This is a genomic window from Parapedobacter composti, assembly GCF_900112315.1.
Taxonomy (GTDB): Bacteria; Bacteroidota; Bacteroidia; order Sphingobacteriales; family Sphingobacteriaceae; genus Parapedobacter; species Parapedobacter composti.
This window is the reverse complement of the sequence record NZ_FOLL01000029.1, coordinates 1-23705: the sequence shown is the minus strand read 5'-3', so window position 1 is coordinate 23705 and position 23705 is coordinate 1. Positions and strand designations below refer to the sequence as shown.

The 23705-nt window shown below is 45.4% G+C and carries 25 protein-coding genes and 1 pseudogene; 23 read left to right on the top strand and 3 right to left on the bottom strand.

The annotated features are described in order from the left end of the window. The first annotated feature begins 169 nt into the window (after nt 1-169). The 10 genes and pseudogenes from BM030_RS18655 (at nt 170) to BM030_RS18610 (ending at nt 9872) form a co-directional block, all read left to right on the top strand. Entirely contained in the window at nt 170-886 is a 717-nt protein-coding gene (locus BM030_RS18655) for a sulfatase family protein (RefSeq protein WP_211657662.1), read from the top strand. A 156-nt stretch (nt 887-1042) separates the two neighbouring features. Then, nucleotides 1043-2704, top strand: coding sequence for a hypothetical protein (locus tag BM030_RS18650; protein WP_139215950.1), 1662 nt, complete (start codon nt 1043-1045; stop codon nt 2702-2704). A 202-nt stretch (nt 2705-2906) separates the two neighbouring features. Beyond that, nucleotides 2907-4106, top strand: a complete 1200-nt coding sequence (locus tag BM030_RS18645) for a formylglycine-generating enzyme family protein (RefSeq protein ID WP_090975122.1) — start codon at nt 2907-2909, stop codon at nt 4104-4106. A gap of 12 nt (nt 4107-4118) precedes the next feature. Continuing rightward, entirely contained in the window at nt 4119-5243 is a 1125-nt protein-coding gene (locus BM030_RS18640; protein ID WP_090975121.1) for a formylglycine-generating enzyme family protein, read from the top strand. Nucleotides 5244-5280: 37 nt separating this feature from the next. After that, the gene (locus BM030_RS18635; RefSeq protein ID WP_090975120.1) at nt 5281-5949 is read left to right on the top strand and encodes an SUMF1/EgtB/PvdO family nonheme iron enzyme; all 669 of its coding nucleotides are present in this window, start codon (nt 5281-5283) and stop codon (nt 5947-5949) included. A gap of 23 nt (nt 5950-5972) precedes the next feature. Beyond that, entirely contained in the window at nt 5973-6251 is a 279-nt protein-coding gene (locus BM030_RS18630) for a transposase (RefSeq protein WP_090975119.1), read from the top strand. Next, nucleotides 6248-7099 carry an IS3 family transposase gene (locus tag BM030_RS18625; protein ID WP_090975118.1) on the top strand — a complete coding sequence of 284 codons (852 nt, stop codon included), beginning with the start codon at nt 6248-6250 and terminating at the stop codon, nt 7097-7099. Before BM030_RS18630 ends, BM030_RS18625 begins: the two co-directional genes overlap by 4 nt. Before the next feature lie 93 nt (nt 7100-7192). After that, a pseudogene (locus BM030_RS18620) lies at nt 7193-7615 on the top strand (formylglycine-generating enzyme family protein); the annotation flags it as partial. Nucleotides 7616-7756: 141 nt separating this feature from the next. Continuing rightward, a complete protein-coding gene (locus tag BM030_RS18615) occupies nt 7757-9055 on the top strand; it encodes a hypothetical protein (protein WP_090975116.1) in 1299 nt (432 codons plus the stop codon). Between the two features lie 13 nt (nt 9056-9068). Further along, nucleotides 9069-9872, top strand: coding sequence for a response regulator transcription factor (locus tag BM030_RS18610; RefSeq protein WP_090975115.1), 804 nt, complete (start codon nt 9069-9071; stop codon nt 9870-9872). Nucleotides 9873-9956: 84 nt separating this feature from the next. Here BM030_RS18610 and BM030_RS20520 read toward each other — a convergent pair whose 3' ends face one another. After that, nucleotides 9957-10103 (bottom strand): FecR domain-containing protein, encoded by a 147-nt coding sequence (locus BM030_RS20520; protein WP_090975114.1) that lies wholly within the window; start codon nt 10101-10103, stop codon nt 9957-9959. 154 nt (nt 10104-10257) lie between these two features. On the opposite strand from BM030_RS20520, the gene BM030_RS18600 reads away from it, so the two are divergent. From BM030_RS18600 to BM030_RS18555, 10 genes are all read left to right on the top strand, one after another. Then, nucleotides 10258-10851, top strand: a complete 594-nt coding sequence (locus BM030_RS18600) for an RNA polymerase sigma-70 factor (protein WP_090975113.1) — start codon at nt 10258-10260, stop codon at nt 10849-10851. A 117-nt stretch (nt 10852-10968) separates the two neighbouring features. Continuing rightward, a complete protein-coding gene (locus tag BM030_RS18595) occupies nt 10969-12180 on the top strand; it encodes a FecR family protein (protein WP_090975112.1) in 1212 nt (403 codons plus the stop codon). 123 nt (nt 12181-12303) lie between these two features. Next, entirely contained in the window at nt 12304-15630 is a 3327-nt protein-coding gene (locus BM030_RS18590) for a TonB-dependent receptor domain-containing protein (RefSeq protein ID WP_090975111.1), read from the top strand. 61 nt (nt 15631-15691) lie between these two features. Next, nucleotides 15692-16498 (top strand): hypothetical protein, encoded by an 807-nt coding sequence (locus BM030_RS18585; RefSeq protein WP_090975110.1) that lies wholly within the window; start codon nt 15692-15694, stop codon nt 16496-16498. Nucleotides 16499-16796: 298 nt separating this feature from the next. Further along, a complete protein-coding gene (locus BM030_RS20290) occupies nt 16797-17060 on the top strand; it encodes a hypothetical protein (RefSeq protein WP_090975109.1) in 264 nt (87 codons plus the stop codon). A 43-nt stretch (nt 17061-17103) separates the two neighbouring features. Next, on the top strand, nt 17104-17625 hold the full coding sequence (locus tag BM030_RS18575) for a hypothetical protein (RefSeq protein WP_139215949.1): 522 nt from the start codon (nt 17104-17106) through the stop codon (nt 17623-17625). A 293-nt stretch (nt 17626-17918) separates the two neighbouring features. Further along, nucleotides 17919-18368 (top strand): very short patch repair endonuclease, encoded by a 450-nt coding sequence (locus BM030_RS18570; protein ID WP_090975107.1) that lies wholly within the window; start codon nt 17919-17921, stop codon nt 18366-18368. Between the two features lie 69 nt (nt 18369-18437). Beyond that, a complete protein-coding gene (locus BM030_RS18565) occupies nt 18438-19412 on the top strand; it encodes a DNA cytosine methyltransferase (protein ID WP_090975106.1) in 975 nt (324 codons plus the stop codon). Further along, complete coding sequence (locus BM030_RS18560; RefSeq protein ID WP_090975105.1) at nt 19366-19962, top strand: HNH endonuclease; 597 nt, start codon at nt 19366-19368, stop codon at nt 19960-19962. Before BM030_RS18565 ends, BM030_RS18560 begins: the two co-directional genes overlap by 47 nt. A gap of 7 nt (nt 19963-19969) precedes the next feature. Further along, on the top strand, nt 19970-20563 hold the full coding sequence (locus BM030_RS18555) for a P-loop nucleotide/nucleoside kinase family protein (RefSeq protein WP_449579227.1): 594 nt from the start codon (nt 19970-19972) through the stop codon (nt 20561-20563). 504 nt (nt 20564-21067) lie between these two features. On the opposite strand, the gene BM030_RS20285 is transcribed toward BM030_RS18555, so the two are convergent. Next, nucleotides 21068-21184 (bottom strand): NUDIX domain-containing protein, encoded by a 117-nt coding sequence (locus BM030_RS20285; RefSeq protein WP_262987353.1) that lies wholly within the window; start codon nt 21182-21184, stop codon nt 21068-21070. Between the two features lie 256 nt (nt 21185-21440). Here BM030_RS20285 and BM030_RS19950 point away from each other — a divergent pair, with 256 nt between their 5' ends. After that, nucleotides 21441-21842: a hypothetical protein gene (locus tag BM030_RS19950; RefSeq protein ID WP_170845834.1), complete on the top strand. Its 402-nt coding sequence runs from the start codon at nt 21441-21443 to the stop codon at nt 21840-21842. Here BM030_RS19950 and BM030_RS18540 read toward each other — a convergent pair. Further along, the gene (locus BM030_RS18540; RefSeq protein ID WP_079716080.1) at nt 21733-21957 is read right to left on the bottom strand and encodes a CDGSH iron-sulfur domain-containing protein; all 225 of its coding nucleotides are present in this window, start codon (nt 21955-21957) and stop codon (nt 21733-21735) included. The genes BM030_RS19950 and BM030_RS18540 overlap by 110 nt on opposite strands. A gap of 123 nt (nt 21958-22080) precedes the next feature. Between BM030_RS18540 and BM030_RS18535 the strand changes: the two genes are divergently transcribed. Next, nucleotides 22081-22380, top strand: a complete 300-nt coding sequence (locus BM030_RS18535) for a hypothetical protein (protein WP_090975102.1) — start codon at nt 22081-22083, stop codon at nt 22378-22380. A gap of 474 nt (nt 22381-22854) precedes the next feature. Beyond that, on the top strand, nt 22855-23616 hold the full coding sequence (locus BM030_RS18530; protein ID WP_090975101.1) for a hypothetical protein: 762 nt from the start codon (nt 22855-22857) through the stop codon (nt 23614-23616). Nucleotides 23617-23705 lie beyond the last annotated feature (89 nt).

Here is a 23705-nt window from a genome sequence, read left to right as displayed (position 1 = left end):
TACAATAACGAAAGGCCACATTCATCGCTGGGGCAGTTGACACCGACAGAGTTCCTGTTGAAATATGGAAAACTCTCCGAGTTTCCCACATTCCAACAGGATAGCAATAGCAATTCTGATTGGAATTCTTTAGTTTTGAATGTAGCTAGCTAAGGGAAGATTACAGGCTATTAATATCCCCCATTATCCTTATCAAGGGGAAAACAAATGGCTTGAATACTATCAGGATCTTCCTTCTCCAAGGGACAAATATGCAGCTTTTGTTTCCAGTATGGACGAGAAGGTGGGCGACTTAATTCAGCTTCTGGAAGAACGTGACCTTATGGAGAATACGATTATTGTTTTTCAATCAGACCATGGTTTTTCCAGGGAAGAAATTGCTTTGGGTGGGGGAGGTACAGCTGGTATTTATAGAGGATCAAAGTTCAGCCTTTTTGAAGGCGGGATACGTGTCCCCGCTTTTATTACCTGGAGGGGCCGTATTTCAGCCAATAATGTTGAGGATAGTTTTGTTACGAATATTGACTGGTTTCCAACACTGGCCGAAATGTGCAATATTAAATTACCGGTTAGGAAAATAGATGGGAAAAGCATGGTTCCCATTCTCAATGGAAAATCAGACAAGGGCACCCATAAAACTTTTTTCTGGCAAAGTCTCGGAACAAGGGAGAACCCCCAATGGGCAGTAAGGGACGGTCAATGGAAATTGCTCCACCGCCCCTATGAAGCTGAAGAAGAAGAATTAACAGAGGATGGGTATTTTCTAGTCAACCTGAAAGATGATCCTGCTGAAACCACAAATCTTGCAGGCAGCCATCCTGATATTGTGAATAATCTTTTTGAGAAATATAGTACATGGATCAAAAATGTTGATCAACAAAAATAGAACAAACTGACCTGATTCTATGAACATTTCGGGAATCATATCCCCCGGATACTAAATACCTGATTTCGGGTATTGTCGTTGTGCAACGCCCCTTTGTATCTTTGAGTATCAGTTATGGTAGTTTCCCGACGTTTAGTCGGATAAAAATGATATTTTATGAAATACTTAAGAACCATTGCAGTTATTATAACGGTTTTTACGGCAACTGTTGCGTATGGGCAGGGGCAGCACAACAAACCGCTAAGGGGCTCTAATAATATTGCACAAGCAATTCAGAATTCATTGTCTTCCGTTCCGTATCTAAAAGTGGGCAATGTAACTTGTACTATTAGTAAATATGCGACGAGTACAGAAACACCCGTTCATACGAGGTTTTATACAGAAGGGCAAGTAACAGTAGATTATTTCGACATAACAATGTCTGACGGAAAGTCTATCCGATTTATCAAAAACGGAGAGCGGTTTGCCTGCAACAGCAACGATTTTCCTCCTGCAACTGACGGAACCCGTTTCGTAAGATATTTTGGAAGTGGTGGTGCCTATATAAACTATGGTGGCAAAACCGAACTTGGTAGTGTGAGTGAAGATGCTGTTCAACAGTTCGTCAGCTTTACAGGCTCAACTTTTAAACATATTTGGGGAAGCCAGTCCCACAATAATGATATAAGCCCTATTGCGTCTATACAAATCAATTGTTTAGGTATCACAGCTAACTCATTGGAGAATATCAAGAGGAACGTTAATTCATTGCGGGAGGACTATGATTTGCTAAAAAACAATAATCAACCCAAAAACAATCAAAACAACCAAGGCAACGCTGCATCGGGTAATTCATCTTCTTCAGGTTTGACTCTTAGGTCTGAAAGCAGTTCCAAAACAACCAATACTCAAGAGGCAACAGAACTTGATTTTTGGGGTAATCCCGTTGTGTCAAAAACAAAAGACCCAAACGTTAATACCGTAGATTATGGTGGTATGGAAGTAGTAGATAACGAACATTATCACTCTCAAATGGCGATGAGGAGCCAAAGAGAAACGCGGGAACGGGACCCAAAAGTTAGACGTCAAGAAGTAGATAACTATAACAATGCAATTTACGAACAAGCTCAACAGGGCATTGACCAAACCTATAGAGTAATTGATGAAATGGAAAAGGCAAAAAGCCAGTTAAATTACAGTTCGGGTAAAACTTTACTTGAAAGTAGTGGCAATTTAGCAAGTACAGCTATTTCTACAAACAATGTAGGTATGGCAAAAACAGCTTTAATTGGTATGGGTGTTGGTACAATTATGGCTATTGGTGAAGGTGCTGCAAAAAGAAAAGCAACAGAAGAAGCACGAAAAGAAGAACAAAAAAAGATTAAGGCGGCAAAAGAAGTATTGAAAAACAGTAGATTAGCAATGCTTAAAAGCTACCCTGAAGGAGAATTGCCCCTGTCTTCCACTAAATCGAGTGGTAACAATTTGTATTATTTTATATATGCTTATAACGCAACAGAGCTAACCGAACAATATACAGGAGCATTCGTTTCCAATGTGTTTGCTTTGGGAAAATATCCCGATGGTACCTGGCCAATGCAAACCAAAGTGAAGGAGCAGATAGCAACTTTAACGCCTTTGGAAGAAATTATTTGTGGTCCTTTTTATTCCAAAACAGAAGCAGATAATATTCATCGTTCGCTTTTAAACTCATTTGTAAAATTTGATTTAAATACCACAATAGTGAACTATGAAGGAATTAATCCTCATAAAGAAAACAGCCCAACAAGCACAAATTCTCCTAAAACCGATTTTTGGGGAAATCCAATAAATAAATAAACTGATGAAACCTCCATCAGCATGGATTTTGGTTTTAGGGGCGAGCAGACAAGCAATTGCAGCGGCTGGAGCCCAATCTGGAGTTTGACATGAATGCGGCATAACTAAAAATAATAAAGGTCGATTTTTACTGTAAGCTTAGACAACGTAGATGAAACTGACCTGATCAGTTAAGCACAAAAGAGTATCGCGGAGCATGTGAATGAAAAAGCACCTTATCCTATTCGTTATGTTATTAGCTTGTTACACATCACAAGCCCAAAACACTGTAGCTAAACTCAAATACGAGGATGCCGAAAAGGCTTTTTATGACGGCAATTATCAAAATTGTATTTCACTTTTAGATGAAACCGAAAAATTGCTCGGTCAAACTGCACCTAACATCTTGTACCTGCGAATTATGGCAGAAGGCAAAATATGGGAAGCCAACCCTTATGAAAGCAACGAACAGGTAAACAAGCTGCAACAACTTTGCAAGCAATATATGCAAAACTACGACATTGCAGGTTTGGAGAACAAGTACAGAGAGGTGTATGACTTGTCAATGAAACTCCCGACTATAGAAGTTTATCAGGCTCAGGTACGTAAACAAGCCAACATAGATAGTATAATCAGCTTATCGGGTATTCCAATGGCGTTCGTAAAAGGAGGTACTTTTATGATGGGAAGTAGTAACAACAAAGAAGTAAATGATAAAAATCTATCACACAATATTCAATTAAGCGATTTCTATATAGGTAAATATGAAATTATGGTAGGACAATTTAGGACGTTTGTACAGGAGACGGGATACCAGACTTCAGCCGAAAAAAAAGCGCACAGCAGATTATGGACCGGAAAAAGGTGGAGAGAAAAAAAAGGCACTAATTGGAGGCATGGTGTAGATGGTAAAGAATATAACGAGGGTTCAGACAATTATCCGGTTATTCATGTCAGCTATGATGATGCTATGTCCTTTTGTAAATGGCTGTCCGAAAAAACAGGAGGGAATTGGAGGTTGCCTACTGAGGCCGAATGGGAATACTCAGCGAAGGGTGGAGAGAAAAACGAAAATTTTATATACAGTGGAAGTAACGACATAGAAGAAGTAGCTTGGTATGAGAATAATAGCGAAGGCGGTACGCATCCTGTGGGTCAAAAAAAAGCTAATAAACTAGGTATATATGATATGAGCGGCAACGTTCGCGAATGGTGCTACGATTGGTGGGATAAAGGTTATTATGCTAAAAGCCCGAATAAAGACCCATTAGGTCCTTCTACAGGTACTTGGCGTACTTTCCGTGGAGGTGATTGGAGCGATGATATAATGAGATATTTAAACATTGCTTATCGTCATGGTGGGTTCGACCAATTACGCACAGATAATATTAGTGGCTTCCGTGTCGTCTATATTCCCGATTAAAATCAAAGTAAAATGAAGAAATATCTTATCCTGATACTGATCTGTTTGGCTTACGGCTATGCACAAGCCCAAAACACTGTAGCTAAACTGAAATACGAAGATGCTGAAAAGGCTTTTTATGACGGCAATTATCAAAATTGTATTTCACTTTTAGATGAAACCGAAAAATTGCTCGGTCAAACTGCACCTAACATCTTATACCTGCGCATTATGGCAGAAGGCAAAATATGGGAAGCCAGCCCTTATGAAAGCTATGAACAGGTAAACAAGCTGCAACAACTTTGCAAGCAATATATGCAAAACTACGACATTGCAGGTTTGGAGAACAAGTACAGAGATGTGTATGAACTGTCATCTGGACTTCCTAACGTTGGTAGTCAAGGCGAGTTGGTACAATTAGGCAGCAAGATAGCCAAGAACGAGGAAGAAACAAGACAAAAATGGCTGGACGAGGTAAGCAGTGAAAACAAATTAATCTTTGTAGAGGGAGGAACATTTTTCATGGGACATACGCAATTTTGGGAAAAACGTTCAGTTACTCTTGATGATTTTTATATAGGCAAATATGAAGTGACAGTAGGCGATTATAATAGGTATCTTGCTGCTATCGGAGCAAAAACTCTGTCTGGATCCACAAACAAACCCGTAACGAATGTTTCTTGGGAAGATGCAATGAAATATTGTTTGTGGCTCAGGGAGCAATATGGCGGTATTTGGCGTTTACCCACAGAAGCAGAGTGGGAATATGCAGCCCGAGGAGGGAAACAAAGCAGAGCATATAAATATAGTGGTGGAGACAAGTTAAAAGATATCGCTTTTGTAGGTGACTTTTGGAAAAGTCCAAAAGGACCGACTAGCGTAGGGAGTAAGCTGTCCAATGAATTAGGAATTTATGATATGAGCGGAAACGTATCAGAGTGGTGTTACGACTGGTATTCCTTTCATTATCATGAAGAAAGACCTCAAAATAATCCAATGGGGCCCGAAAAAGGTGAAGAGCGTGTGAGAAGAGGAGGCAATTTCGAAACACACGGAAGTATGGCTTTTCATTGTGAAGTCGGTTATCGAAGTAAAAAAGAGCCAACATTTAAAAATGAATCAACAGGATTTCGAGTCGTACTAACTGTAAGCCAATAGAACATTATATAAAATTGATTTTTAAACCTCATTGCCAATGAAATATAAGAAGCTTTCTAATTGTCTGATTATATCATTCGTTCTTTTTTATAGCTACCATTCGTTCGGTCAAAACACGGTCGCCAAGCTCAAATACGAAGATGCCGAAAAAGCCTTTGTAGCCGGAAACTACCGGGAGTGCATTGACAACCTAAATGAAACCGAGAAACTCTTAGGTAAGACCGCACCCAATATCTTGTATTTACGCATTATGGCAGAAGGCAAAATATGGGAAGCCAACCCTTATGAAAGCTACGAACAGGTAAACAAGCTGCAACAACTTTGCAAGCAATATATGCAAAACTACGACATTGCAGGTTTGGAGAACAAGTACAGAGAGGTGTATGAACTGTCCAACAAGCTGCCAAAATTTTCCAATATAGCAGAGTTTACACAGTTGAAAGAACAGCTAAAAACCGAACAATTTGAAAAGCTAATTGCAGATAACAACCTCGTTTTTGTAGAAGGGGGCACTTATATAATGGGAAAAGACAAAGATGCCCACGAAGTTACCGTAAGTGATTTTTATATCGGGAAATATGAGGTCACGTACGGAGAATGGAACGGCTATTTACAATCTATAGGAAAAAAGAAGGAGGAAATGATTGGCGGAAGAAAAGAAGATGGGGCATTTATAATACTCCCCAAAAATTGGACAGCTGCTTAAATGTTTAACTTAGCAGTTGAAAAATGAAAAAAGAACGGAGAAAATTCAGTGCAGGCTTTAAGGCTAAAGTAGCCATCGAAGCGATCAAGGAGCAGCAGACGGTGCATGAGCTGGCCGCCAAATACCAGATTCATCCTACACAGATCAACACCTGGAAGCGGGAGTTTTTGGATAAAGCTGAATCGGTATTCAGTAAGGATCATGCTTCGGCCAAAGATGAATCCAAGGAGAAGGAACTGTATTCAAAGATCGGGGAATTGCAGATACAGGTGGATTTCTTAAAAAAAGTATTGGGCAAATGAGTTTGGAAGAAAAGCGCAGGCTTGTTTGCCCACCTTATAAAAAGTTGAGTGTTTACCAGCAATGCAGTGTCATCGAGCTGCCGCGTAGCAGTTATTATTTCAAGCCCAAAGGGGAATCCCTGTACAACCAGCGGGTGATGAAAGCAATTGACCGGAAGTTCCTGGACTGTCCGTTCTATGGGGTGGAGCGGATGACCGCATACCTGAAAATGGACCTGGGTTATTCTGTAGGGGAAAAGCGCATCAGGCGATTGTATAAGGTTATGAACCTGAAGGCCATTCATCCCAAGAAGAATCTCAGCAAGGCAAACAAGGGGGATTATAAATTCCCCTACCTGCTCAGGAACCTGAAGATCGACCGGGCAAACCAGGTCTGGCAGGCGGATATCACCTACATCCCCATGTTCCGTGGATTCATGTATATGTTTGCCATCATCGATGTATACAGCCGTAAAATTATGGGCTGGGACATTTCCAATACGATGAGTGCCGAATGGTGCCGGGATGTCATGCTGGGTGCCATGGAAAGGCACGGGAAACCGGAAATCTTCAACACCGATCAAGGATCCCAATTCACATCCTCGGTATTCATCGAAGCACTTAAAAAGCATGAGGTGAAAATATCCATGGACGGTAAGGGCCGGGCTTTGGACAATATCTACATCGAACGGTTCTGGGGTTCGCTCAAAAGGGAGAAAATCTATCTGAATCCACCAAACGGTGGGGTCGATCTATATCGGCAGGTAAAGGATTATGTATGCTTCTACAATACCGAGAGAAGGCATAAATCGATCGGCCGGATAACACCCGACGAAAGGTTCTATCAGATAATCAAAAATGTGTCGTGATTATATCTTAAATTAGTGCAAAAGTTGTCCAGCAAATAGGGAGTATCATAATTTGATGTTTTAGTAGGTTATGATGAGGGTGATTGGGAAAAAGTTATTTCATATTGTAAATGGTTGGAGGAGCAATACGGAGGCACCTGGCGATTACCCACAGAAGCTGAATGGGAATATGCAGCCAGAGGCGGAAAAAAAAGTAAAGGCTACATATATAGTGGTAGTAACAATTGGAAGGAGGTTACACAAAAGGAGAATTATGCTTATAAACCAGTGGGAAAATTCAAGCCCAATGAGTTGGGAATTTATGATATGACCGGAAATGTATATGAATGGTGTTATGATTATTATGATGAACATTATTACAGTTATTCCCCGAAAGATAATCCTATGGGTCCAACCATGGGAGAAAAGAGAGTAATAAGAGGAGGGGGGCGAGGAGAACGAAAGATTTCAACGGTTTATGACAGGGATAGGCGCTCTTTTAATGTAGGCTTCCGTGTAGTTTATATTCCAGATTAAGAATAAACACAAATAGTAAGTGTAATTATATAACAAACATTATAAAAACATTTCAATATTACTGCTTGTAACATCTATTTATAGTTGTAAAACAAACTGATTATCCGAATAAAATATACAAACCCCGAGAAGCCGAAAACCATGAAAAAATACCTAACCCTATTGCTGCTGATTGTTTTTACATCAGTAGCTTACAGCCAAGACCAGGACTCCGTGACCGTATCCAAAAGCGATGTAGAGCAGATGCTAACGCTACTCAAGGAGATAAAAGGAGACGGTGATGGACAGACCAAAATCGGACGTTTTTTACTGCAACCGTATGCTGTGGTTTTTGCAAAGGCAGACACAGCAACGATCGAAAAGGCTTTGAAAAGGAAAGAGGATATTCTGAAAGGCTTGGGTGGGCAACAGCCTTCAATAAAAGCTTTTAACGCTATTGGGGTACACGATGCCATTTCCATTGATAGTGCCGTAATCACCGTCAGCGAAGGGGTGATGGAACACTTGCAGGTGTACACAGCCGACGGCAGATCCTTTTACAATACAAAGTCTCCCATCCCTATTCTGACGTTGGAAAGACGTTTTGACGATCAACTGATCAACCCTCAGGACGGTAGCAAAATACTACTCAAGGACGCTGTTTATTTCGAGGCCGAGCGCAGATTCAACTATTTTCCGGATGAACAGTCCATCACGATACGAAACAGCAAGGATAGTACGGGTACAGTTTCTGCCGTCGGAACAGAAACCTTATTTGCCAGAAATAACCTCAATTCGTTAGTTAATCTACAGGTGTACTCTGATCTGTTGGGCGTGTTTGGCGATCAACCCAACGGGCTGATACAATTCGAGGCTAATACAAAACTTTACTTACACCGGGCAAATTATCCTAACACCTATATCTTCGCTCCCTTGGATGCAATAGAGCCTTTTTTTCATTTCAACCGTATCGAGAGTAAATTTGATACGATCAATGTGTCTAGTACAAATGAAATCAATAGATTGGAGCTGTTCAGGCGTTATACCTACGCTGTAGGCTTGGATGTCAATCTTTTCCGGGCAGATTGGCGGCCATCCAATTCGTTTGAAGTGAAAGCAGGCTATATGTATAGCTCCAGTAACTTGGTTATTGGAGAGGATAAGATTCATGCAGCCTTGCACACGCCTTATATAGAAGCTGTGCTTAAAAGCAAAAGGCTGAATAACTTTGGATTTGATCTGCGAGGACGTTACCTCTGGCAGAAACTCAATCCCAACGAATTTATTGGCAATGATGAGTGGAACAGACTCGTTTCGTTTAGGGCCAATCTGTTTTATTTTACAGATAAACAAAAAGCAGATAAGATGTTCCTCCGGTTTATCAACTACCTGAACTTGTCTGATCGCAAACAGGATTTTTCGCAGTTACAGCTGGGTTTTAGTAAAGCGGTTTCATTTTGAAATAAACATTAAAATGAATAACAAGGTCGACACCATCTATAATATCTGGCATTCCCATAATAACTATTTAGGGAAAAAATCCGTTGCTCCATCCACGACCGATGTGGCTCAGTACTTTGCTAATTTATTTTGTCCGGGTGACTTTTACTATTACGTCATCGATTCGCCAACGCTGACATTTGATGTGGTCAGCCCATCCACAATGAAGCTGTTGGGGATTCCGCCGGAAGAGATGAGTTTACCTCAACTCATCAATATCGTCCATCCCGACGACATGACTTTCATGATGCGTTGCGAAGATGTTGTGGCCTATTTTCTGAAACACTGCATCCCGCCGGATAAAATGATCAAGTATAAGATTTCCTATTGTCTGCGTGAGCGTACGATACATAAAGGCTACCGGATGTTTCTGCTGCAGACCATCACCATGGCGACTACCGAAGACGGTGCCTTGCTCAAGGTCTTTGGCTGTCATACCGATATTACGCACATTACATCTGTCAATAACCGCAAACTATCCCTTATCGGTCTGGATGGCGAACCGAGTTACATGGATCTGGATGTGTTTGATGAAAACATCTTTGAGCACTACGAACCGTTTGATCTGAGAGGCATCGTCATCGAGTCTCCTTATTCCAAGCGAGAGATCGAAATCATCAAACACCTGGCGTTGGGTATGACCACAGATAGTATTGCAGACAAACTTTGTCTGAGCCGTAATACGGTCGAGACCCATCGCAAAAATTTGTTGAAAAAAAGTAAATGTAAAAACACAGTTGAGCTTGTGGCACAATGTATTCGATATGGATATATCTAAGGCGTTTGAAAATGTGGTTCCAGACGGTGGCCCGGGCGATTCTTTGAAAGGTTAAACTTAAATAGGGCCCCGAAACCGGGGCCCTTAAAGATTCGCGCTGTTGTCAAATCTTTCCGGGTACCTGATCCGGCTGGCGCTGTTCATGGTGATCTCCGATCCGTCCGCCAGCGTGACTTTTTTCCGCTCACCGGCTTTTGTAACTATGCTCCGCGGTTTTTTCCATAAATACAAACATAGCTGTTTTACATTAACGTTATGTTAATAAAGTAACGCGGAAAACTCCCGTGGTCGCCCAAACCTCTTGGTTCGCATTAAATTAACAAAAAGTTAACTTTTGCTTATTTTTCAACGGGATAACTTTGGTGCTGGAAAAAGTATCGGTCTAATGGTTTTCAAGGCATTACCGGATCAGGAATTAGCCAAGGCGTTGAAACAGGGCAACCACCAAGCGTTCAAGGAGATTTTTATGCGGTATTGGGATGTATTGCTCGACAGCGCATATAAAAGGCTGGGCGCTATGGAAGAGGCCGAAGAAATCGTTCAGGAGCTTTTTGTTACCCTGTACCAGAAAAGGGAAACGCTCACCATCCACACCACTGTAGAAGGCTACCTGAAAACAGCCCTTAAATCGAGAATACTCAATTACTACCGCTCCCGGCACATCCATGAAAAATACATGGAGAGTGTACTCGCCGTAAATCATGTGACCTGTTCCGATACGCCCGACTACGCCCTGCACCATAAAGAACTGTCTATCCAGATGGAAAGCTCCATCGGTAGGTTACCGGCGAAATGCCGGGAAGTATTCCTGCTGAGCAAAATGGAGAGCCTGTCCCACAGAAATATCTCCGAAAAGCTCAATATATCTATCAGTACCGTAGAGAAGCATATCCGCAAAGCGTTGGATATCCTGCGTTCAGATTTTGGGAAATATCACTATTCTATCGTGTTCTGGTTCACGATTTCCCGGTTTTTATAGAAAAATCATTTTTCCAATAGCGGTTTTTTGCCAGAAGTGTGTCTTGTTGTTAAAACCCGCTTATGCAGGCTGGTGCCAAAGCAGCCGAAGTAGTCAGCGGGTCCTTGAGGCACAAAAATGGACAAAGAACGTTTTGTTGAACTGATCGGAAAAATGGAACAGGGATCGGCTTCGGAGGCTGAACTCCGGGAGCTGGACGCTATGTACGAAGCCTTTGAGCAGAAGCCCGGAATTACCGGACGGATGAGCCCAAAAGAAAAGCAGGCACATGCCGAAAAATTGTTCAGGAAGATCAGCGCACATACCGAGTCTGCTCCCGTACAGCACCATAGACCGTACCGCCGCATGACATGGATTTCGGCAGCCGCCGCTATTTGCCTGATAGCTTTATGGTGGGGATATGGGCAACTGTCACGGCACCGCCAGCCGGAAAACGAAACGCGGTTAGCGCATCAGATGGACGATGCACTGCCGGCAGCCGACAAAGCTTACCTGACACTTGCCGACGGACGTTCTGTAACGCTGGACGAAAGTGCTTCGGCAAAACTGGCACAGGAGCCCGGTAACCACTTTACCATAGATGCCGAAGGTGCTTTGGTGTACCGGCCCCAGGGCAACGCCCCTGCTGTTTCCGGCAATACACTCCTGTACCATACCATCACGACGCCCAAAGGAGGGCAGTATCAGGTCGTCCTACCCGATGGTACCAAAGTATGGATGAATGCAGGTTCCTCATTGACTTTTCCCATAGCCTTTACCGATAGGGAGCGGAGCGTAAAAATGACCGGCGAAGTATATTTTGATGTGGCAAAGGTACGGGGTAAACGGGGGCGTGTCCCTTTCATTGTGGAAACCCCCAAGCAACGGATAGCGGTGCTTGGCACCCAATTTAATGTACAGGCATATCCCTCACAAACCACCGAAGCCACTACGCTCATTGAAGGCAGCGTACGGGTAAACGGCGCATCAGACGGTCAAGGCGCCCTGCTTAGACCAGGGCAACAGGCCTTGTTTGTAGCAGGAAAGATGAACATACAGCCTGCCAATACCGAAAAGGAACTGGCTTGGAAGAACGGCATGTTCCGCTTTGAGGACGACCATATCCGCACCGTGATGCAGCAGCTCGAAAACTGGTACGATGTAGACATCGATTACAGCCACATGCCCGGCGTACATCTCAATGGTGGCATATCACGCCGTTTGCCACTGTCCAAAGTGCTGAACATGCTCGAAGTAACCGGCGGATTTAAGTTTGAGATCAACGCAAAGAAAGTGAAGATTATATCCAATAAACAGATTGTTAACCCGCAAAAACCCGAGCGCCTATGACATAGAACCGTACAAGAGAGGTAAAAAACCGGCGGTGGTGGTACACCGCCGGCGATATTAAGCCTCTGACAATAATCCAGCAAGAATTAGTTTACAGATTTATTCGCTTAATAATACAAAAATATGATTTTAAATCGTCCCGGCAACAGGAAAAGACCGGGTTTACAACTAACTATCCTGTTCATTCTGATTGCCTGCATGCAGTTGCATGCGGTGGTCTATTCCCAGCAGGTAAGCCTTTCTTATAAAGGTGCCCGTCTTTCCACCGTACTGTCCGACATCAAGAAACAGACCGGATATGAAAGCCTGTACAGTACCGAACTGATGGAAACAGCCGTCCCTGTGGATATACATATCCGGAACGGAAATCTTCGCCATGCGCTCGACAGGCTGTTCGGCAACCAGCCGATGGATTATGAAATTGTAGAGAACAATATCCTGATTAAGGCAAAAGCGAATGTTGCACCCAAAGCCGTCCGCCAGCAGCCCGGCCGTATCTCCGGAAAGGTGATTGACGACCGGGGTGAACCCCTGCCCGGTGCTTCCATCCGTGTGGTGGGCAATAGCAGCATCGCCACGCAATCAGGCGTGGACGGAAGCTATGCCCTTAGCTTAACGCCCGGCACGTATGCGCTGGAAGTAAGCTACATCTCTTTCCAGACGCAACGGATTACGGATATTGTGGTAAAAGAAAACAGTACCACACCGCTGAACATCGCCATGAAAGCGGAAACCAACACGCTAAGCCAGGTGGTGGTTACTTCGGGCTATAAAAAAGCATCCGTTGCCGGACTGTACGCAGAGCAAAAAAACGCGGCTTCGGTGACCGATGGCATCTCCGCCGAGCAGATTGCCCGCACGCCGGACAACGATATGGGCGCTGCGCTGAAACGCGTTACGGGGCTGACCACCGTCAACAACCGGAGTGTGGTTGTACGCGGTATGGGCGACCGCTACAACCAGGCGATGCTCGATGGGCTGAGTATTCCCAGCACGTCCATGAACAGAAGGGATTTTGCTTTCGATATCATCCCTACGGAGATGGTAGGCTCGGTCGTGGTCAACAAGACGGCTACGCCGGATGTATCGGCTGAATTTTCCGGCGGGCAGGTCAATATCCGCACGATGGATATCCCGACCCATAATTTCACCAGCATACAGATCGGAAGCGGTTTCAACCAACAGTCCCTGGGCAACGATTTCTATCGCATGGGCGAGCGGCATACCAGCGAATACTTCGGCTTCTTTGACAGGTCAGCCAAGCTACCGGAGGGTATGCAGTCCTGGAATTTCGGCAACAGTGATGTACCTCCGCCTTTCGGTGACAATATGGACAACGTGGAGCTGATCCCCGGAAACGGTATCCCCTGGAGAAGCCTGGACGCCGTGGCCCAGTCCCGGAGGTTGTCGGCAGAGCCGTTGCGGCTGCAACAGGCAAAGGGCAGCCCCAACCAAAACTACCGCCTGTCCATCGGCCGCGTCTACGACCTGAAGAACGGCATGCGCTTCGGTTTCTCCGCAGCGGCAAGCCTGCGCAACGAACAGCAGGTTCACCTGTTCAACAATGTAAGGGGTTCCATCTACGGGGATGTCATCCATTTTATAGACAGCACGAAGGTCGGACAGAACGGTGCCGGTACCTCTTACCGTTTCAACAGCAACAGCGGCCTGGTTGCCAATCTGGGCTTGCAGGGCGAGAAATTCAAGGTAGCGTCGAAGAACATGTATGCCCGTTCGTTCAGTGATAATTTTAACGAAGCCACCCGCCTGAACTATGCAGACATCTCGCATGGCCCGCACCGCGAAATGTACCAGCTGCCTGAAGCCATGTCGCTGCAGCAGCACCAGCTTAGCGGCGAATATGCCCTGCCCGCGGGCATACAGGCTACGGCCATGCTGGGCTACACGCACATTACCCAGCGTATCCTTGACGAGCGGAAATTCAAGTATGACCTTACGGAGCAGATAGGCGACGACTATTATTTCCAGTCGCCGAACGTGCGCACACCGGCTGCCGCCGGTACCGATGCGCTCTCCCTGGATTCGCGCATGTGGACACACGTCAACCAGCAGGACTTTAACTGGGCGTTGGGACTGTCCAGATCATTCGGACAGGAGACAAGCGTCCGTACCTTGCTGAAGGCGGGCTACCAGGGCTTTGACAAGCAACGCGATCTGTCCGTATTCCGTATGGTGCCCTTTGCCGCGCGGGAAAGCGTATTCGACCAGCCCTACGAGGTCATCCTCGATCCGGCCAATATCGGCAGCGAGCAGAACCAGGCCTATTACTGGGCCATGAACACCAATGGGCCTGCTTTTGACGGCCGCATGAAATCCCATGCCGTATACCTCATGGCCGACCAGAAGCTCTGGACCAGGCTGCGCCTGGTCTATGGCGTTCGGGGCGAATCCTTCGACCTGAACAATAGCCAGGAAGAGCTGCTGGAACGGCAGTATGGTCCGGATCCCGGCGAGTTCATCAGTTTCCGTATGGGTGTTAAAGAAAGCGGCTGGCGCTGGCTCCCCTCGCTCAACGCGACCTACGAACTGACGCCAACCTTCAACATCCGGTCATCCTACTCCCGGACCGTCATCCGGCCCGATTTCAGGGAGAGTTCGTTCTTTGGCTTCTACGATTACGAGCTGGATGCCAATGTCAGTGGTGACCGCGTGGAGAGCACCCTCGTTGACAATGTGGACGCCCGCTTGGAATGGTACCCCGGCCCGGGGGAGATCATCTCCCTGACCGGCTATTACAAATACCTCGACCGCCCGATTGAGCTGATCAAGATGGAAGAAATGCAGGGAGCGTACTATCAGTTTGCCAACATGGAATCGGCCACCAACCTGGGGCTGGAGATGGAAATACGGAAAAACCTTGCCTTTTTCGGGGAACAGTCATGGTGGGAAGACTTCTTTGTCTACGCCAACGGCACCCTGCTGAAATCCAAGGTCAAAACCATGAGCGGCTGGCGGCCGACCAACATGGAAGACGGTTCCACCGTGTTCATGCAGCATCCCGGCAGTAACCAGAACAGGCCGCTGATTGGACAGTCACCCTGGTTGCTCAATCTGGGGCTGGGCTATTGGGGTGAGGTATTCGGCGTAACCGCCAGCTACAACCAACGCGGCTACCGCACCAATCTCACCGCTACCGAGGGTTTTCAGGTGGAATATGAAAAGGTACCCGGTCAACTGGACGGTCAGCTTTACGGTCGCTTCCTGAAGAGAAAAATGGAGGTCAAACTCAACCTGGCCAATCTGATCAACGACTGGGCAATCTATTACGCCAATAACCACTCGTACAACACCGTGGTAGACGGGCAGGAAGTCCTAACCGATAAATTGCAACGCGGCGATCTCCGTTACAGTAAAAAGGACGATGATACCATTCTGTACCGCCGAAAAGAAGGGAGACGTTTCGGCCTGTCGGTAACCTATAATTTTTAGTGGGGGAATATTTTTCTCCTACATGCGCTGAATTTGAAGAACAGATAAAAAACAATGATACATGAAGAAGATAATTCATAAACTACTGTTGCTGTCCCTGCTGATAGGGGGATTACAATCCTGCCAGAAATGGGAATACACACCAAGGCATACGAACTTCGGTGAGGTGTATTTTGTTGCCGACCAAGCGGCCAGTTATCAGGCAGGCCTCCTCAAAGTAAAGTACAACGGCCATCCGATTGAACTGCAAGGCGGCACAGGCCGCATCCGTGTACCCGAAGGCGAAGGAAAATTTGAATTTTATGACGAAAGTACCGGTGAAGTGTTGGGAGAAAAAACGGTAAATATTGTCCTAGGAAGCCCCGAAAGATATAGCCTATTTCAACCTACCGAAGAAGATCCTATTGCTTTTATTAATCCTGATGGTGAAATTGATGAAGAAGCTGCACCCGATGGCTTTATGAAAATTAAAATTGCCAACTATGCGAAAAAACTCATCCCTTTCGAAAAGACAGATGTTATTGTCAATTTCCGTTACACACAGGGGCGCCAGTATGTTTATGTCCCGGTAGATACTATTGAAGCGGTAGGACAGACTTTAGATACGGCCACCTATCGTTTAGTACGCTTAGGAGAAAGATTATCAAACTATCAGCCCGGATATTTTATTTCCTTTAAAGAACATGGAACAGACAATAAAGTGAATAATGCAGGAGGCACTATGTATTATTCACATGTCGCTATTGTACCAGATGAGGTGAAAAAAGTGACGACCAGATATCTTACTCCGATAGAATACGTTACAAACAACTTATATATAAATCATGAGGATATATACTATTATGTAGACCCACAAAGTGTTTATTAATCCTAATCATCTGTTGGATGCCTCACAGGGGTATCTCGAAGTAATTCTTGAAACAATCAATACAAAATAAGTGAAAGCCATCAGCAAGCGACAGCATCAAGCAATCGCAGCCGCCTTGCAACAACTCGAAGCGTTGCAGCAGGCAGGTATAGTCCCTGCTGGTGGCTTTTGTGCTTCTATCCAAGCCTTGAACGAATTATGTGCTAAAGCAATACGCGGATACGGATATCGACATCCAGCGCATTAATCATGCGTTCGTTGAAGATTACGAATCAGCGCAATATCCGCGGCTAAATACATGAAGCATTTCCGCAAGATTGTCAAGCTGGCGCTTGCCCACCGATGGATTACCGAAGACCCTTTCGCATTTTACAAGAACACAGCCAAACCGAAGGAAAGGGAATTTCTTGCCCAAGATGAGCTGGATCGGTGGCAGGAAAGCGAAATAAGAGGTCGCCTTTTCCCCTGCAGTGGGGCGGGGAACGAGATGTGCTTGCAGTCCCTTGTATGCCGACAAGAAGAATTTTCGCTGAAAAATTCCAGCTTTTTTGATAATCAATGACCGTAAAATTTTTATATTTGAGAATACGGTTGCACCGATAACTATGACAGCAAAGATACTGGGTACTATATTCCTGTTTTTAGCAGTATGTAATGGCGTTCTAGGCCAAACAATCTTTGAAAACAGCAGGTTCAAATTTCAAGCGTCCATTCCAGATGATTGGATGTTGCGCCAGGAAATTAAAGCAGATACGCTCAATTACACCATCGTTGGATGGGGGATGCCAAAAGTGTATACCGAAATGGATAAACACGAAGTCGAAAATGCGGTCTCTATCACAGCCATTGAACATCCGCGGATAAAAAATCTCGACGATTTGGTTAAAGCCGAGTTCAATCGGGTAAAAAACGCAGGCACCATATTGAATCAGGTACAGATCGATTCGGTTGAACACACAGCCTATATTACCAACACGTTGATGAAAAACGTTTCGTATGTATCCCAGCAGTATTTTATTTTTAAAAATGGCAGAGGTTATATCGTCACGTTCACGGCGACCGTCGGAACATTCAGTATCAATGCCCCCAAATTTGAAGAGTTTTACAAGACGGTAGTCATACTTTAAAGTTGTCGCAAAGCGGCCTGAATTTTTTATTTTTCTATATATCGGCCATTTTCATCCACCTTAATAGCCAGACTGAGCGGTTTGAACGCGCGTGCAGTCTTACAGCCAATACCCTGTTACTTTACCCAGCATTCGCGGGGTCTGCAGCGTGATGGTCCTGTCAGTATTCAGCTGTGTATATATGCTGACGGAGCACAGCGAGAGTTCGAGTCTCTCCCTGAGCATCAGCTCACAAAGCGTTAGTGATAAGGTTGACCACGCCATTGCCAGCTATTATCCATAATTTTGCGGTTATGCCGCGCTTACCTACAACACCGCAGCGCTCTTACAACATGAGCCGTATCCGCGCAAAGGATACGAAGCCGGAACTGTTTCTGCGCAAAGCACTCTGGGCGAAGGGCATCCGCTACCGAACCCATGCAAAGGACCTGCCGGGAAAACCCGATATGGTCATCCGGAAGTACGGGCTCGCCATTTTCGTGGACGGGGAGTTCTGGCACGGTCATCGCTGGGAGGAAACGCAGCACATCATCAAAAGCAACCGTGACTTCTGGATTCCGAAGATAGAGCGCAATATGAAGCGGGACAGTGAGGTGAACGCTTCACTCGCCGCTATGGGATATACCGTGTTCCGTTTCTGGGAACACGATATCCGCAAAAATCTAAACAAATGCATCAACCAGATCATGCTGTATCTGGAGACGGCGGAAAAAGGGCGGCTGCCGTATCCGCCGGACTATTGATTGGCTAAAAAAATTAGATTTCGGTTTGGCGTTTAAAATATCTTGTCTATCTTTGGGAAAACTGAGTTTATGGCTTACAAATCGATCGAAATATGCGCCGGAGCGGGCGGCCAGGCCATTGGGCTTGAGGCGGCGGGCTTCGATCATGTCGCGTTGGTTGAGCTGGACCATCTGGCGTGCCAGACGTTGCGCTACAACCGGCCTGACTGGAATGTGATCGAAAAGGATGTGAAGCAGTTTTGTGCCAGGGAATACCGGGGTGTTGATCTGCTGGCGGGCGGCGTACCGTGCCCTCCGTTCTCCATCGCAGGCAAGCAGCTGGGCCAGCAGGATGAACGGGATCTGTTTCCGGAGGCGCTCCGCCTCGTTGCCGAGTGCTCACCTACAGCGGTAATGCTGGAAAACGTAAAGGGTATCCTGAGTGCCAAGTTTGACGGCTACCGTTCCCAGATACTGTCCCGGCTGGCTGATCTCGGCTACGAATGCGAATGGCGTCTGGTGAATGCCAGCGATTACGGCGTGTCGCAGCTCAGGCCCAGGGCTATCCTCGTCGCATTGAAAAAAGAGGTCATGCCTTATTTCCGCTGGCCCGAAAAGTCAGAACAGGCCCCCGCCACGGTAGGTCAGCTGCTGTATGCCGAGATGGCCTCACGCGGCTGGGACGCTTCGCGATGGGCCGAGCAGGCCAATACCATAGCGCCCACGCTGGTCGGCGGGTCAAAAAAGCACGGCGGTGCCGACCTGGGCCCTACGCGGGCCAAACAGACATGGGCGGCGATGGGAGTCGACGGAAAAGGGCTGGCGGACCGGCCGCCGGGACCTGACCATGTGGGCATGCCCCGCCTGACGCTGCAGATGGCGGCGCTGATACAGGGATTCCCTGCTTCGTGGACATTTGCAGGAAAGAAAACCCCGGCATACCGCCAGGTGGGCAATGCATTCCCGCCTCCGGTTGCCAAAGCCATAGGACAATCAATCTGCAGGGCCTTAACCGAATATGGAAAGCAACAGACCAAAAAAGGGATCAAAAGCAAAGCTGCGTGAGTTTTTTATCGCCCACGTGGGTGAAATACTGGATTCCTCCGTGCTCCGCGAGGTAGCGGGTACCAGCGAGTGGGGACGCCGCGTGCGTGAGCTCAGGGGGGAGGAGGGGATGAATATCGTGACCCACAACGACAGGAGTGACCTGAAGCCCGGCCAGTACATGCTGGTAAACCTCAAGCCGCTGCCAGCATTTGAGCGGGGCATCTCCAAAGAAACGCGTGCCTTTGTACTGGACCGCAACGGCTTTACCTGCCAGATGTGCGGGGCTGCCGCGGGAGAGCCGCATCCCTATGATACCAGCCGCAAGACGCGGCTGCACATCGGCCATGTCATCGACAAGTCCATGGGCGGTACTGACGACCCTTCAAACCTGCGCGCCATCTGCTCGGTGTGCAATGAGGGCGCCAGCAACCTTACCCTCAACAGGCCGGATGCCATCAAACTGCTGGCGCAGCTCCGGCGGGCACCTGCCAAGGACCAGCTGGACGTGTTGCGCTGGATCGTGCAGAAGTTTCCGGAGCAGGCGAAGGAAATATTGAATCAGGATTGATTTCAACATGTTTGGCTCATATCCTATTGTTGGAAAAAACGGAATTATGCGACAAGGGAGAATTATCATAATATCAGGTTCACCAGGCACTGGAAAAAGCACAATCGCATCAATTGTTGCTAAAAAGTCGGATTTTTTAAAGTCCGTACATATGCACACTGACGATTTTTACCACTATATTTTGAAAGGGGCAATACCCCCATTTTTACCTGAATCAGAAGAACAAAACTTAATTGTTATTGAAGCGTTTTTGGAAGCTGCAAAGAGGTTTGCTCGTGGGGGGTTCGATGTAATTGTTGATGGAGTTGTTGGCCCTTGGTTCTTGGAGCCATGGATAAAAGCTGTACAAGATAGTTATGAAGTCCATTACCTAATTTTAAGAGCAAGTAAGGAAGAAACCTTGAAACGAGCCATCAATCGTTCCAAATTAAGCGAAGATAGCAACTTTGAGTTGGTAGAGAAGATGTGGGAGCAATTCACCAACCTAGGTCACTATGAATCCAATATTATTGACACAACCGCGCAGTCAATTGAGCAAAGTATCTCAACGATAAAAGCTGTGATTGAAAAAAAATCGTCTTTACTTAAATCTACTGATTAAGTTGTTTGGCAATGGAACAAAACCTTTACCCGGGTCAGTTATTTATAGCGAAGAAACTGAAGGGCATGTTCGTTTGACGTGCCCTAGGAGTGAGTACCTGCTCTATCAATGAATGCGTTCGTGGGATGTATGGTATAGACCTTAACTGTCGACATTTCCCGGATTACTGACGGTTAATCACAATACTTGCCACCTTTATTCATAATCATTGACCGTGCTCTGCCAAGAGACTCGCGGCTGACGTACAAAAAACACGCGATATTACTTAGAAATATTTTTTTAATGATCATCGATCTGTACTTCAACGAAAACTGGTAGGGCTTCACCGGACTGTTTAATGACGGCATTTGCTGGTGAACCAAATTCTGTTCAACCATTTCTTCGTAGATCTTCAAGTTCACAGCAAGCGAACCACCAGTCCATCTACAAAGGGGAGAGGCAGACTGAAAACTCAGGGTATTGGTGTTCCACTGGGGTAAGCGCGACTGCCAATTCGATTTCCAATCATAGTTCTTCAAAAATTTCTCTTTTCAAGCAATCTTCTTTGCTTTCTCCCGTTTCAACTTTGCCGCCGGGGAATTCCCATTTCAGCAGAAGCTTCATCCGCTCGGATCGTTTGATTAGTGAAGTTTTGATTATAGAGAATATGACAGTTTCATTGTGGTGTAGCGAATGATTACAAAATTACGTAACATGACAAAAACTATAGTAAGAACCAGAATGCAAAGTACACCAGTCTGTAAAGTTTTTTTAGGACGAGACACCGGCACAAAGTACACCAATAATTCCGCTGCAAAGTGCATCACTGGGATTTTTAGGATTGCATAAGTTTGGGGTCGACAAGATCTCCTGGCGACATGGCAAACAACCCCTTAGCATGCACAAGATAAGACAACTGTTACTATTCCTGGACCGTGGCTTTTCCCAGCGGAACATAGAAAAGGAAACCGGCATCAACAGACGTACTATTGCCGGTTATCTGAGGCGGTTCGGGGCGAGCGGATTCAGCTTCCGCAAACTCCTGCTTTTTGAGGACAGCGAACTGGAGGTTTACCTAAATGCCGATAAACCACCCCGTGAGCAGACAGATCCCAGGCGCTCCGAACTGGAAGCGCTGTTCCCCTATATGCTATCCGAGCTGCGCAAAGCCGGCGTTACGCGCCTGCTCATTAGGCCTTTTTTGGAGGCAAATCGAAAGCTATGGCCTCATGTTCGAAGTGACCGTTATGTGAACCATCGCAAAAAGGCTTGTTTTTTGAAAGCCCGCAACGGCAAATAGAAAGTACCGTTCTCCCTTGTAAGCCATAGGCTTTACCATTTCTGTCCACGATTTCAAAATCGCCTTCAATTCTCACCGATCCGTTGTTGTTAATAGTTAGTTTAGTCTTAGCCATTTCATTTTTTTGCTGTCAAAAATAGCGCATAGAAATGATCAATAGACATCTACTTATAGTTTACAAACATTATCAAAATCGACGCAACCGATTTGCTAATTAATTTAGTATTATATTTGCATCATGATATACGTGGGAGGCTCGCAACACTTATATAAGCAGGTGAAGAAACTGCTGCTGGAGGCTTGGAATAAGCATCAGTGGATATACGATAAGCTGGAGGATAAGTGGTATACGCCTGAGGAATTCAAGGCGCAGTGGAAACTGCTGGTGACCGACTACAACCTCAGGCGGTATGAAACCCGGGAGCCTTACCTGGGCTGGAAGGAGTCGCTTGAACGCATAGACCGGCAGCTTAAGGCAGCCGATGATTTCCGCAGGAAGATAGAGGCTTACTATAAAATGGATCTGAAACGCAAATGACCCCGCAATTCATTTCGTTGCTTCCAAAGCCCATTTCGTAGTAATAAATCCGCGTTTGGTTGAAAAAATTTCCCCATTCGATTTTTTAGTCCTAAATCGCGGCAATAATAGAGATCACGCTTGCAAAACAGTTTGCCATGTTTTATTTTAGGCGTCACCTTGTAACCGCAAGGCCTAATGAGAAACAAAAAGAAATGACAACGACCAAACCGTCAACTGCCATGTACCGTCATCTGGTATACCTTCCCCTTCTATTCGGTTTTTTGCTGCCCGTAGCTTCAGAAGCGCTCAAGCACAGTTCGTGTAGAGCCGAAAGAAATCACCGATATATCACCGAGATAGGGCATATTGTGATTTGGTAACGCGAAAATAAGTGACGATGGGCGAAAATCAAGCCCGCAAAAAAGAAAGTAGTTAAGAACGAGTTAGCACGTGGATGATGCGCACGTTCTAACTATAACCGTAAGAACAACAATGACAGGACAAGAATTTGAAAGCCATTCAATTTTTGACAAGCTTGAGCAGTTCAAAAATCGTATTTCTGAAAACGAAATCAGGGAGGCAGTTAACATCGATGATATCCATTTTTTTGAGACGGCGTATAGGTATTTAGTTGACAGACTAAACCTTACAATACCTGCAATAGTCCAGGAAGCGGAACTGACACATATTTCTCAAGAAGTCGAAAATGCACTATCACAGATTAATGCCTTTGTCGGAAATAGAAATCCAGGGCATATAAATAACTCAAGAAACAATTTACACTCTGCAATCACAAGGATTAGGAATTTACCACTCCCATTTTCACAGAACGACTTCAACTTTTCCAAGAGCATCGCAGGTTTTGAGAAAATAGTTAAAGAAAAACATGTCAGTTTAGAACAAGAAAACAAAGCGCTAAAGGAATCCATTAAAGCGCTCGATACAGAGTTAAAGAAGAATAGGTCGGAGCTTAACAGAATATCAACGCTACTGCAGCAAAAGGAAGCTGAAACAAAAACTATCAATTCGAATTTCCAAACAGAGTTCGCCAATATCAAAGCTATAGCGACTCAGAACTATGAATCTGACAGGATTACCTTTAAAACTGAACTTGACGCCATGAAACATGATTATGAGACCGAAAAGGCTAGTTTTAATAAAGATTTCGATGAACTGAAACAAACATTAAGCAACGAAATAAAAGATAGTAGAAAGGCGATTGACTCCGATATGGAAAAGTTAATCGGTGTGTAAGCTTCCCCGAAAAAAAGACTGTTAGAGAATAGAAAATGATTGATAACTTTAACAGTGTATTATGAAAGGGAAACGATTCAAACCGGAGC